The 12,468-nt window shown below is 42.0% G+C and carries 15 protein-coding genes, 1 tRNA gene and 1 other RNA gene; 1 reads left to right on the top strand and 16 read right to left on the bottom strand.

Annotated elements, in window-relative coordinates; translation table 11 throughout:
* Positions 1–6: 6 nt before the first annotated feature.
* The 5 genes from NMM25_RS09385 to NMM25_RS09365 all read right to left on the bottom strand — a co-directional run bounded on the left by NMM25_RS09385 (position 7) and on the right by NMM25_RS09365 (position 3,665).
* Positions 7–183, bottom strand: a complete 177-nt coding sequence (locus NMM25_RS09385) for a hypothetical protein (protein ID WP_000180837.1) — start codon at positions 181–183, stop codon at positions 7–9.
* Between the two features lie 313 nt (positions 184–496).
* A complete protein-coding gene (locus NMM25_RS09380) occupies positions 497–733 on the bottom strand; it encodes an acyl carrier protein (RefSeq protein ID WP_000136435.1) in 237 nt (78 codons plus the stop codon).
* Between the two features lie 6 nt (positions 734–739).
* Positions 740–1,732, bottom strand: coding sequence for a phosphate acyltransferase PlsX (plsX, locus tag NMM25_RS09375; protein WP_227232162.1), 993 nt, complete (start codon positions 1,730–1,732; stop codon positions 740–742).
* On the bottom strand, positions 1,729–2,499 hold the full coding sequence (recO, locus tag NMM25_RS09370; RefSeq protein WP_254736697.1) for a DNA repair protein RecO: 771 nt from the start codon (positions 2,497–2,499) through the stop codon (positions 1,729–1,731). The genes plsX and recO overlap by 4 nt, the downstream gene beginning before the upstream one ends.
* Positions 2,496–3,665 carry a pyridoxal phosphate-dependent aminotransferase gene (locus NMM25_RS09365; RefSeq protein ID WP_254736696.1) on the bottom strand — a complete coding sequence of 390 codons (1,170 nt, stop codon included), beginning with the start codon at positions 3,663–3,665 and terminating at the stop codon, positions 2,496–2,498. Before NMM25_RS09365 ends, recO begins: the two co-directional genes overlap by 4 nt.
* A 150-nt stretch (positions 3,666–3,815) precedes the next feature.
* On the opposite strand from NMM25_RS09365, the gene NMM25_RS09360 reads away from it, so the two are divergent.
* Positions 3,816–4,826, top strand: coding sequence for a YeiH family protein (locus tag NMM25_RS09360; RefSeq protein WP_254736695.1), 1,011 nt, complete (start codon positions 3,816–3,818; stop codon positions 4,824–4,826).
* Between the two features lie 28 nt (positions 4,827–4,854).
* Here NMM25_RS09360 and NMM25_RS09355 read toward each other — a convergent pair whose 3' ends face one another.
* The 11 genes from NMM25_RS09355 to NMM25_RS09305 form a co-directional block, all read right to left on the bottom strand.
* Positions 4,855–5,292: a CoA-binding protein gene (locus NMM25_RS09355; protein ID WP_254736694.1), complete on the bottom strand. Its 438-nt coding sequence runs from the start codon at positions 5,290–5,292 to the stop codon at positions 4,855–4,857.
* Between the two features lie 119 nt (positions 5,293–5,411).
* On the bottom strand, positions 5,412–6,380 hold the full coding sequence (locus NMM25_RS09350; protein ID WP_000010174.1) for a ribose-phosphate diphosphokinase: 969 nt from the start codon (positions 6,378–6,380) through the stop codon (positions 5,412–5,414).
* A 214-nt stretch (positions 6,381–6,594) separates the two neighbouring features.
* Entirely contained in the window at positions 6,595–7,089 is a 495-nt protein-coding gene (locus NMM25_RS09345; protein ID WP_254736693.1) for a carbonic anhydrase, read from the bottom strand.
* Positions 7,090–7,161: 72 nt separating this feature from the next.
* Positions 7,162–8,526, bottom strand: coding sequence for a DNA repair protein RadA (gene radA, locus NMM25_RS09340; RefSeq protein WP_185756299.1), 1,365 nt, complete (start codon positions 8,524–8,526; stop codon positions 7,162–7,164).
* Between the two features lie 10 nt (positions 8,527–8,536).
* Positions 8,537–9,052 (bottom strand): histidine phosphatase family protein, encoded by a 516-nt coding sequence (locus tag NMM25_RS09335; protein ID WP_180382781.1) that lies wholly within the window; start codon positions 9,050–9,052, stop codon positions 8,537–8,539.
* A gap of 1 nt (position 9,053) precedes the next feature.
* A complete protein-coding gene (locus NMM25_RS09330; RefSeq protein WP_000701979.1) occupies positions 9,054–9,497 on the bottom strand; it encodes a dUTP diphosphatase in 444 nt (147 codons plus the stop codon).
* A 59-nt stretch (positions 9,498–9,556) separates the two neighbouring features.
* An RNA gene (gene ffs, locus NMM25_RS09325) (signal recognition particle sRNA small type) lies at positions 9,557–9,656 on the bottom strand.
* A 32-nt stretch (positions 9,657–9,688) separates the two neighbouring features.
* On the bottom strand, positions 9,689–10,156 hold the full coding sequence (tadA, locus tag NMM25_RS09320) for a tRNA adenosine(34) deaminase TadA (RefSeq protein ID WP_254736691.1): 468 nt from the start codon (positions 10,154–10,156) through the stop codon (positions 9,689–9,691).
* A gap of 200 nt (positions 10,157–10,356) precedes the next feature.
* On the bottom strand, positions 10,357–11,643 hold the full coding sequence (locus NMM25_RS09315; RefSeq protein WP_254736690.1) for an adenylosuccinate synthase: 1,287 nt from the start codon (positions 11,641–11,643) through the stop codon (positions 10,357–10,359).
* A 241-nt stretch (positions 11,644–11,884) separates the two neighbouring features.
* The gene (gene comW / locus NMM25_RS09310; protein WP_125391634.1) at positions 11,885–12,121 is read right to left on the bottom strand and encodes a sigma(X)-activator ComW; all 237 of its coding nucleotides are present in this window, start codon (positions 12,119–12,121) and stop codon (positions 11,885–11,887) included.
* Between the two features lie 270 nt (positions 12,122–12,391).
* Positions 12,392–12,465: transfer RNA gene (locus NMM25_RS09305), tRNA-Asn, on the bottom strand.
* Positions 12,466–12,468 lie beyond the last annotated feature (3 nt).

Here is a 12,468-nt window from a genome sequence, read left to right as displayed (position 1 = left end):
CAAAAATTATGGATGAGTAATATAATAGAATGTTTTACCAGCGGCTTCGCCAACTTGGTAAATTCCCCAACCAATTGCGATACCTACAGAAACCATCTCCCAAGCAATACCCCCATTCACATCCGTCAACTCTTCTTCTGTAAGAGCTACAAAGTTCTGTTCCATGTTGTCAAAATTTGTCATCTTTTTTCTCCTTTATTTTTAGTTTATGGTTTCTAGGCTTTAAACCATTTTAAAAACCAGATTGGATAAATTACTGAAATCATTTTCTTCTCTCCTTCCCTTTTTCCTTATCTGTCTATTCGAAAAACAATTCGAAAATGAACAATTTATTCATATTTATTTTAAAAACCACTTAATGAACCATGGATAAAAACCAGTCACATACATAAATGTTCCTCCTTTTTCTTTCTCATCTCTTTATTCGCAATTTCTACTAAAAGTTTCCCTTTTTTCTGCAAATAAAAAAACAACATGACTTGCATGTTGCTTTTGGTTATTTTTTATCTTTAATAATCGCTACTACATCCGCTACACTTTGAAGTTGGTCGATTTCCTCATCAGTGATTTCGATACCAAATTCATCTTCTAGTGTCAAGACAAACTCCATCAAGTCCACTGAGTCCGCATCTAGATCGTCTTTCAAACTTAAGGCCTCTGTTACGGCAAAGTCTTCTCCCTGTCTCTCTTGGATAATGGTTACAATACGGTCAAAAATTTCTTTTTCTGTCATCTTTTTTTATTCTCCTGAAAATTCACGCGCAGTCTGAGCAACTACGTCTGTTTCTAGCATGGTACGAATCTGACGAATCGTACTGTACACAGCCTTGGCATCACTTGAGCCATGAGTTTTTACAACTGGCGCCTTGACGCCAAACAAAACTGCTCCTCCAACATCTGAATAGTTAAGCTGTGTCTTCAACCCCCTAAGACTATCCTTAAGAAGTAGAGCACCTAGCTTCGCTCGAAGGCCACCACCCGTAATAGCATTTTTAAGTAAGCCCATGATTCCCAAAGCTGTACCTTCAATGGATTTTAGAACAGCGTTTCCCGTGAAACCATCTGTTACGACAACATCCGCAACGCCATTCATCAGATCACGCGCTTCCACGTTTCCGACAAAGTTCAAACTTTCATCAGCTACTAACAAGTCGTATGTTTCCTTACGAAGCGGATCTCCCTTGCTGCTTTCTGTTCCATTGTTGAGCAAACCGACACGTGGTTTCGAAATCCCACGAACATTTTTCGCATAGAAGGAACCTAGGACAGCGTATTGGTGCAGATGATGGGCTGTATTTTCCGCATTGGCTCCAAGGTCTAGCATGTCAAACCCTTTTCCATCAATGGTCGGCAAGGTAGACATGAGTCCTGGGCGATCGATATTTTTGATACGACCCACAATGAAGAATCCTGCAGCCAACAAGGCACCTGTGTTCCCAGCTGAGAGGACAGCGTCTGCTTCTCCCTCTTTGACAGCCTTGGCCGCTAATACCATGCTGGCATTTTTCTTCTTACGGATAGCTTTTGTCGGCTCATCGTCTGAGTTGATTTTCTCATCCGTATGGATAATGCTGACACGCTCTGTCGCCGTTAGATATTGCTTGATCTTGCTTTCATCTCCGTAGAGTTGAATCTCAATATCTGAAAAGTCAGCAAGGGCTTGGTTGACACCCTCAACGATGGCTTGAGGTGCGTAATCGCCCCCCATAGCATCTACTGCAATTTTTTTCATTTATCTTCCTCTTTTAGTAATTGTCCCCAGTCCGCTAGGGAATCAATAAATTTCTTTGATTTTAGGTGAATCCCAACGTACTCTTCGTAGAGTTGATCCATAAATTGGCGTAACTCTTGCTTGATTTCGGCCTTAAGCGAAATAGTCTCCAAGGTCTCAAAGTCAATGGCTTGAAATTGATTGAGCAGATAAGGGATATTGGGATTGAGATGACAACGTCTCTCATCTTCATGATAATGCTCTTGGCAAAGGCAGGCTCCATATTTAAAAGAAAAGTCAAAGGCCTGACCCACCCGATGGCAAAAGACACACTCATTAAAATTAAGGCTGATTCCAAATCGGGTCAAGATTTGAATTTCAAAAATATTGGTCAAAACCTGATAATCCAAACCTGCTTCCATCAACTCCAGAGTCTTCCTCAAGAAAGCAAACAAGGGAGCATCCTGCTGATTATCCTGCAAACTAGCATCTGCAAGAGCAGCCACATAGGTTGCATAGGCCATGACAAAGAGATCACTATTAATCTTGGGAAAGGTCATCACCTCATGGTAGTCCTCGATGTAGCTAAGCCCGTCATCATTGATGCGCAAGAGAAATCGTGCCAACACCAAGGGCTGAATAACAGGAGCTAGTTTGGACTGGCCAGCGTGTTTGACGAAAAACATGCGCTTGCCTGCCTGCTCGGTAAAGATCTTGACTAGCTTGTCATCCTCACGAAAGTTACGATTGTAGAGTACGAGACCTTGACTCGTGATAGACTGAATCATGCTTCTCTCATGTACTCCTCAAGTCGTTTCATGGCCTCTCTGATCGTTTCCATGCTGGCTGCATAGGACAGACGCACATAGCCTTCTCCGTAACGTCCAAAGGCGGCACCAGGAATAAAGGCAACGGCCTTCTTATAGGCAAAATCCTTCAGAAAAGCAAAGGAGTCTTGATTGTAACCTGCTGGAATCTTAGCAAAGATATAGAAGGCACCGTCCGGTTTGATAATATCAAAACCAAGAGCAGTCATCTTTTCGATGATATAATCTCGACGCTGGATGTATTCCTTCTTCATAGGTTCCGCATCGTTTTTACCAGCTGTCAAGGCCTCCACTGCAGCATGTTGAGCCATGGTATTTGCGGCAGTGACCAAATATTGGTGGCTCTTGATTAACTGTGCTGTGAAAGCTGCAGGAGCAAAGATAAAGCCTAAACGCCAACCAGTCATAGCATGCGATTTAGACAAGCCATTGATAATAATAGCCTGGTCTCTCAGCATAGTTCCCAGAGATACATGGGCTTCGCCTGTATAGGTTAATTCTGAGTAAACCTCATCACAGACAACAAAAATCTCATACTTGCGTAAAACGTCTGCCAAGGCTTCCAACTGCTCCCGACTATAGGTAATTCCTGTCGGATTGGCTGGATAGTTGAGAATAACTGCTTTGAGTTTATCCCCTTGCTCCAGAATGGCCTTTTCCAACATCTCAGGAGTCAAGACAAAACCATTTTCAGTTGTATCAATCTCGACAATCTCTGCCCCAACTAGATTGACAATCGGCTCATATCCTGGATAGGCAGGAGCTGGCAAGAGCACCTTGTCCCCCTCTTCCAAAATAGCCGTCAAAGTAGCAGATAAAGCCTCTGTCGCCCCAATTGTAACCAAAATTTCATTTTCAGGATTATAATCTAGCTGGTATTTTTCTTTTACAAAGTCGCTAGCAGCTTGGCGCAAGGTCAGTAAACCGCTCATCCCTGTATAGTAGGATTGGTTCTGGTCAATCGCCCGCTTGGCTGCCTCCTTGATATGATCTGGCGTTGTAAAATCAGGTTCCCCCAAGGTCAAACGCAAGACCCCAGGAATCTCCGAAATAGCCTGGTCAAACTGGCGAATCAAGGAAACTTGAATCTTGTCTAACTGTTTATTAAAGCGCTTGGTTAAGTCCATAGATATCCCCCTTGCTTACAGAACATAGTACTATTATACTACAAAAGCCCTCCGACCGCAAAAATACATGATAGAATAACTTTCCACTTTCTATTTTACTTTTCCTGTTTATAGGTCTATAATAGTAACAGATTCTATTTGGAGGTTTTTATGTCATTTCTATCAAAAAATGGAGCAGGCATCTTTGCCTGCCTTCTCATTTCTATCGTATCTTGGTACTTAGGAGGATTCTTCCCTGTGATTGGCGCGCCTGTATTTGCGATTTTCATAGGCATGCTCCTACATCCCTTTCTCTCGTCTTATAAACAACTGGATGCTGGATTGACCTTTAGTTCTAAAAAATTGCTCCAATATGCCGTTGTCTTGCTTGGTTTTGGTCTCAATATCTCGCAAGTCTTCGCAGTCGGACAATCTTCACTCCCTGTCATCCTTTCCACCATTTCGATTTCCTTGATTGTCGCCTATTTCTTCCAGCGCTTCTTTGCACTGGACACAAAACTGGCTACCTTGGTTGGAGTAGGTTCTTCCATCTGTGGGGGTTCTGCCATTGCTGCGACAGCGCCCGTTATCCATGCAAAGGAAAAAGAAGTTGCCCAAGCCATTTCCGTTATCTTTTTCTTCAATGTCTTGGCTGCGCTCATCTTTCCAACTCTAGGAACCTGGCTTCACTTGTCTAATGAAGGCTTCGCCCTTTTTGCAGGAACAGCCGTCAATGACACTTCCTCTGTAACAGCTACAGCAAGCGCCTGGGACAGCCTTTACCAAAGCAATACCCTCGAATCCGCAACCATTGTCAAACTCACACGCACTTTGGCCATTATCCCTATCACGCTCTTTCTATCCTACTGGCAAAGTCGCGAGCAAAAAAATAAGCAAGGCCTGCAACTGAAAAAAGTCTTCCCACTTTTTATCCTTTACTTTATCCTGGCTTCTCTCTTAACGACTCTTCTCACCTCTCTCGGTGTGTCTAGTAGCTTCTTCACCCCTCTCAAACAACTCTCCAAATTCCTCATTATCATGGCCATGAGTGCTATCGGTCTCAAAACCAATCTGATTGCCATGGTTAGATCCAGTGGCAAATCCATTCTTCTTGGAGCCCTTTGCTGGATTGCCATCATCCTCACCAGCCTTGGTATGCAGGCATTGATTGGTATTTTCTAACACAAAAGGTAGCCTACTGGCTACCTTTTTATTTTTCAAGAATTAAACGTGTATGTTCTCTCTTAATACAGCGATTCATCACGATGTCATCGCATCCTCCAGCACGCAAGATTTCTTCCGCTTCTAGGCTTTCAAGGCCCAGTTGTGCCCAGAAAATCTTAGCATTAGCCTTGAGAAAATCACGCGCCACATCTGGTAAAAACTCGCTCCGTCGGTATACATTGACGATATCTACAGGAAAAGGAATCTCAGCTAGACTCGCATAAGCCTTTTCTCCCAAAATTTCCCCACCTGCAGCCTTGGGATTAACTGGAATGATTTTATAGCCCCGAGCCTGCATTTCCTTAGTCACTCGATTACTAGTTGTTTCCTCACGGTCGGATAAACCCACTACCGCTAACGTTTTACTGGTCTCCAGATACTGACGGATCACACCATCACTTGGATTGATAAATTCTTGGCTCATAGAAATCCTCCTTTTTTCACAGTATAGCATATTTTGAAAAGGCTTGCAGATTTTGACTATAAAAATCTCCTAGCAAGAAAAGAAACCTGCTAGGAGTTCTGTCTACTTCAAGTGAAAGATTAAATCTTTTTCTCAATACAAAATAGGGGAGAAAGAGGACGTTTTTCGTGAATACGGATAATAGCATCGCCCAGAAGATGAGCAATCGAAATTTGTTCAATCTTATCAATCAAACGCTCTTCTGGTAGGTAGATCGTATCCAAAACAACCAATTTTTTAATAGCTGATTTTTGGATATTATCCATAGCAGGACCAGAAAGTACTGGGTGCGTACAGCTTGCATATACTTCAACAGCACCTGCTTCAGCAAGAGCATCTGCCGCATGACAAATAGTTCCAGCTGTATCGATCATATCGTCAATCAAGATACAAGTCTTACCTTCTACCTTACCAATGATGTTCATCACTTCACTGGTATTCATCTTGTCTACACTACGGCGTTTGTCAATAATCGCAATCGGGGTTTTCAAAAACTCTGCCAATTTACGAGCACGAGTCACTCCACCATGGTCTGGGCTGACAACCACGTAGTCAGAACCAACCATACCACGACGTTCAAAATAGTCCGCAATCAATGGAGCACCCATCAAGTGATCTACTGGAATATCAAAGAATCCCTGAATCTGTGCAGCATGCAAATCAATCGTCAACAAACGATCTACGCCAGCAACTTCTAGCATGTTTGCAACGAGTTTTGCAGTGATTGGCTCACGCGCGCGCGCTTTTCTATCCTGACGTGCATAGCCATAGTAGGGCATAACAACATTGACAGATTCTGCACTAGCACGCTTCAATGCGTCCACCATAATCAAAATTTCAAGTAAATTATCATTTACAGGTGAACTAGTTGATTGTAGGATAAAGACGTGTTTTCCACGGATCGATTCTTCGATGTTGACTTGAATCTCCCCATCTGAAAATTGGCGAACAGTCGATTTCCCCAACTCTATCCCAATTTCTTGCGCCACACGCTCTGCCAATTCTCTATTAGAAGAAAGGGCAAACAGCTTTAAATCAGAAAAAGACATGATTTCCTCCGGTATTTATGTATCACTTGTTTTTTACACAACATTTTCCATCTACCATTGTAGCGCTTTTTACTTTATTTTTCAATCAAAAATAAAACAAGAGTAAACATTTATACCCTTGTTTTATACTATTTTATATTAGCTATATTAAAACTGAAAATCCTATATTTTAACAATCGATTTTATGCTAGGATGAGATTTTTTCGAGACAAAGTTAGTATACTTCTCTCATACTTCCTGTATCCACATCATAGACAGCACCTGAAATAACCACATCATCAGGAATCAGTGAAGACTCTCTAAGCAATTGCATATCCTCTCTCACACTCTCTTCAACATCCTGGAATGGTAAAAAATCTTGATCAGATACATCAACTCCGAGCTCGTGTTTCAAATGTTCATGAAAACTTTCATTTTCAAAGGTTTGAGCTCCACAGTCTGTATGGTGAAGCACCACGATTTCTCTTGTCCCCATTTGTTGCTGGGAAATCACCAGTGAACGAATCATGTCCTCAGTTACTCGACCACCCGCATTCCGCAAGATATGAGCATCCCCAAGGGCCAAACCTAGAGCTTGCGCAACGTGCAGACGTGAGTCCATACAGGTCACGATCGCTACTCTGGTTTTGGGTTTAAGTGGCAGATTTAACTGCCCATGTAGGGCAACATAAGCCTGATTGGCTTGCATAAACTGTTCAAAATACGACACGATTCCCTCCTCAAAAATTTGATAATCAAATATTTCTCCTATCTTATCATTTTTAAGAGGATTTGTCACGGATTATGCAAAGACCTTTTTCAAAACTTCCTGAATCGTTGTCACACCAATGACTTCAATTTCCTTGGGTGGAGTGATTCCTGTCAAGGAATTCTTGGGTACATAAATCTTGGTAAAGCCCAGTTTTGCCGCTTCATTTATGCGTTGTTCGATGCGATTCACGCGCCGAATTTCTCCGGTCAAGCCCAGTTCACCCACAAAACATTCCTGAGGATTGGTAGGCTTGTCCTTGTAACTAGAGGCAATAGCCACTGCGACGGCTAAGTCAATGGCAGGCTCATCCAATTTGACACCGCCAGCAGATTTGAGATAGGCATCCTGATTTTGCAAGAGAAGCCCTGCTCGTTTTTCCAAAACAGCCATAATCAGACTCGCACGATTGAAATCAAGACCTGTCGTTGTGCGCTTAGCATTTCCAAACATAGTTGGTGTCACCAAAGCCTGAACCTCCGCCAAAATCGGACGGGTTCCTTCCATAGTCACCACAATTGATGAGCCAGTCGCTCCATCCAAACGCTCTTCTAGGAAAACTTGACTCGGATTGAGGACCTCAACCAATCCACCCGACTGCATCTCAAAGATGCCAATCTCATTAGTGGAACCAAAACGGTTTTTGACTGCCCTCAAAATACGGAAGGTATGGTGGCGCTCCCCTTCAAAGTAAAGCACCGTATCCACCATATGCTCCAACATACGCGGACCTGCCAAGGTTCCTTCCTTAGTCACATGTCCTACGATAAAGATAGCAATGTTATTAGTCTTCGCCAACTGCATGAGTTCAGCCGTTACCTCACGCACCTGAGACACAGACCCCTGCACCCCTGAAATCTCAGGAGACATAATCGTCTGGATAGAGTCGATGATGAGAAAATCTGGTTGGATGCGCTCCACCTCAGATCGAACACTCTGCATATTGGTCTCTGCATAGAGATAAAACTCGCTATCAATATCCCCCAAGCGCTCTGCACGGAGTTTAATCTGCTGGGCAGACTCCTCCCCACTGACATAGAGAACAGTCCCTACTTGGGACAGCTGAGTCGATACTTGTAAGAGAAGGGTTGATTTCCCAATCCCTGGATCCCCACCGATAAGAACGAGACTCCCCGGTACCACACCTCCACCAAGCACACGGTTAAATTCCTCCATCTCCGTCTTGGTTCGATTGACATTGATGGAAGTCACCTCAGCCAGTTTCATGGGCTTGGTTTTCTCACCTGTCAAAGACACACGCGCATTCTTGACCTCTGCAACCTCAACCTCTTCTACAAAAGAAGACCAAGACCCACAGTTAGGACAACGCCCTAGATATTTTGGGGAATTATACCCACAATTTTGACACACAAATGTCGCTTTTTTCTTTGCGATGATAAACCTCTTTCTAAATCTCTATCTCACACTCAATCACTTGGCAAAAATCAATCTTCTCATTTGGAACAAACTGGCGCATGAGCATTCGATGAGCGACAACTACCACAGTCTGGTAGTCTCTATACTTAGCCATACATTCTAGAAACCGAGACTTCATTTCCGTAGCTGTCTCATATTGAATAGGGCTATTAGAAAGTAACTCCCCCTTGTTTTCTAGAAATAGTGTTCTAGCCTCTTCAAATCTATCTATGCCTGATTCATAGACCTGCCATTCGTGTAACAAAGGCTCCACCCTCAAAGGAAGGCCAGTAGCACAAGATACATAAAAAGCCGTTTCTAAAGCTCTCGTTACTGCTGAAGTCACTAGTAGATTAGCCGATTGTAGCAAAGGATTTTGCCAAAGTTCCTGAGCTTGTTGCCGTCCTTTTTCAGATAAAGGTGCTAAATCCATCCCAAAACCTGTATAAGAACGTTCCTCTAACTCACGGTAATCTGGCTCCCCATGACGTACAAAGATAATCTTCATCTTAGTGTCCAGTTGACCCAAAACCACCAGTTCGCACGCCGTCTGCCTCATCTCCGTCTGCGATTAAAAATGGAGCAAAGACAGCCTGAACCACACGTTCTCCAACTTCGAGAATCACTTCTTGGTCCGTAATGTTTTTCATCTGAGCAAAGATATGACCTTCATTCCCAGGATTTCCATAATAATCCCCATCAATGACCCCAACCGAGTTAATCAAGACCAAGCCTTTCTTACGAGGATTTGATGAACGGTCATAGAGATAGAGCACCTCTGTCGGCTGCATATAAGCCTTGACTCCTGTTGGGACGAGAACAATCTCTCCTGGAGCAATCACAGTGCGTTCTGCAACCTTTAAATCATAACCAGCTGCATGGGCTGTCTCACGCTTAGGTAACAAATTTTCATCTGTAAAACTCGAAACCAATTCAAAACCACGAATTTTCATATCTTTCTCTTTTCTATTCTATAATCATTTATTCTAGGCTATTTTATCTTATTTATTCGAAAAAAGCACGAAAAAAGAGCACACAATTCACACTCGCTTAGGGCTGCTGGATTCCTCCCCTGACCCGCTTCACGCAGAACTGTTGCTCCACTATTCATTATACCACATTCCCCTCGATTTTTAAAGAGAAATTATTTTTTCCGTCGATTTCGGAAAAAATCCTGCATAATCGCTGCACACTCACTCTCCAAAACTCCCGTTTCAACCTCTACACGATGATTGAGACGCTCATCTGTCAAAATATCGTACAAGCTCCCAGCTGCACCAAATTTCTGATTCTTAGCCCCGTAGACCACGTTTGGAATACGGGCAAGCCCAATCGCCCCACTACACATGACACAAGGTTCAATGGTCACAAAAAGCGTGCAATCCAGCAAGCGCCAGCTCTCCTCACTCGCATTCGCATTCTCTATAGCCATGATTTCTGCATGCATGACCGCCCGTTGCAACTCCTCACGCGCATTATGCCCCCTACCAATGATTTCTCCATCCTTGACAATCACACAACCAATTGGAATTTCATCGTGCTCTAAAGCAATCTCAGCCTCTCTCAAAGCCTCTCTCATAAAGGCTTCTTTTTCTTCAACTGTATAATTCATCGTTTTTCTCTTTTCCTACTTGTCGATTTTATTATTATATCATGATTCTCAACACAAAAAAAGCCACCGAATGCGGTGACTTAATAGGGAGATTATTATGAAAAAGAAAAGTTTAGGATATTTGTTACAACAAGTTAGGAGGTCTTCTTGTAACTGTCTATAGTATACCCAACCTGTCTTAAACTAATCTTAAAAATCTCCTATGACCAAACACTTTCTAAAATATTAGTTTGTTCACGACCAGGTCCTACTGAGAAAGTTGAGATACGAACACCAACCAACTCACTTACACGACGAACATAGTTACGTGCATTCTCAGGAAGGTCTTCCAAATTACGGACTCCAGTGATGTCTTCTGACCAACCTGGCATTTCCTCGTAGATTGGCTTACAACGTTTCAACTCCTCAAGACTAGCAGGATAGTAATCAATACGTTGACCATCAAGATCATAGGCCACACAGATTTTCACAGTATCCAAACCACTCAAAACATCGATAGAATTCAATGAAAGATTAGTAATACCAGATACACGGCGACTATGGCGCATCACAACTGAGTCAAACCAACCCACACGACGTGGACGACCAGTTGTTGTACCATATTCATGACCTACTTCACGGATGCGATCTCCCACTTCATCAAATAATTCAGTTGGGAACGGTCCATCTCCTACACGACTTGTGTAGGCTTTACAGACGCCTACAACCTTGTCAATCTTACTTGGACCAACACCAGACCCAATTGTCACACCACCAGCGACAGGGTTTGAAGAAGTAACAAATGGATACGTACCTTGGTCGATATCTAGCATAACACCTTGCGCACCTTCAAACAGCACACGTTTGCCATTATCAAGCGCATCATTCAAGATAACGGATGTATCTGTCACGTATTGCTTAATTTGTTGACCATATTCATAATATTCTTCAAAAATATCATCAACTGAAATAGGGGTGCTATCATATAATTTTTCAAACAAACGATTCTTTTCCGCAAGATTACGTTCCAAACGTTCACGGAAAATATCCTTATCCAAAAGATCCGCAATACGAATTCCAACACGAGCAGCCTTGTCCATATATGCTGGACCGATTCCCTTGATTGTAGTACCAATCTTATTGTCACCCTTAGCCTCTTCTTGCAGGCGATCCAACTCAATATGATAAGGCAAAATAACATGCGCACGATCAGAAATACGCAAGTTATCAGTTGTCACACCTTCCTCATGAAGATAGCTCAACTCTTTCACAAGGGATTTTGGATTCACGACCATCCCATTACCAATAACAGAGATTTTTTCAGGAAAGAAAATTCCAGATGGAATCAAGTGCAACTTAAATTTCTTACCATCAATCACAATCGTGTGACCAGCATTATCACCACCTTGATAACGAGCAATTACCTCTGCATTAGCTGAAAGAAAATCTGTAATTTTCCCTTTACCTTCATCACCCCACTGGGTACCTACAACAACAACTGAAGTCATAATAAAATTCGTCTGAGCTACCAGGAGCTCGTCCTTTCTCATATACACGGCAGGAATCTCACCCGCAATTATATCTTACAATTTATTATAAGAAAAAAACACTATTTTATCAAGAAGAAACAGTAGAAAATATTTGGAAATTCTCTCATTTCTAAATACAGAAGCCTTTTATTATAAGCTAATTCTATATTTTTTAAAAACTAGCTACAACTATCGTTCGTAATTATGATATAGATGCTTCCTATTGGATAAGAGTTGTACCACCTTGCAGGAATTTATCTAGATATAGACGATAAGCTGTTCTAAAGTGATATAGTGAAAAATCCCTATCACTTTTAATTTTAAATCGGATTAAGTAATAGAGTAAAAAACGAAGATGAAGTGATTCCCACTCTGAACAACTCTGGCCTAAAGAGGCATATTCTTGTTCAACTAGTTTCAAAAAGACAAATGCTCGATCATAAAATTTCTGAAGCATATAAAAATTCCCTTTCTTATTAGTAACACTAGTCTAACAAAAAAAGGAACTAAAAAAACTTCAAATCCTATAAATGAAGAATTTAAAGCTAAACAAACTAAAAGTAAAATAAAGATGTAATTATAGGTACAAAAACTAAGATTTAGATTTTCAACTGTCTACTCCACTTATAAAACATAACTACCCATCTATACACTTCACCTCACGGAGCGAGACGGACTAATAGTCACATAACAAAAAAGAACACCATCTGGGGTTCTTTTTATCTAACTCCGCCAGTAGGACTCGAACCTACGACATCATGATTAACAGTCATGCGCTACTACCAACTGAGCTATGGCGGATAA

The sequence above is a fragment of the Streptococcus sp. CF10-1 genome (genome assembly GCF_024295825.1).
Lineage (GTDB): Bacteria > Bacillota > Bacilli > Lactobacillales > Streptococcaceae > Streptococcus.
This window is presented reverse-complemented; position numbering and strand designations above follow the sequence as displayed.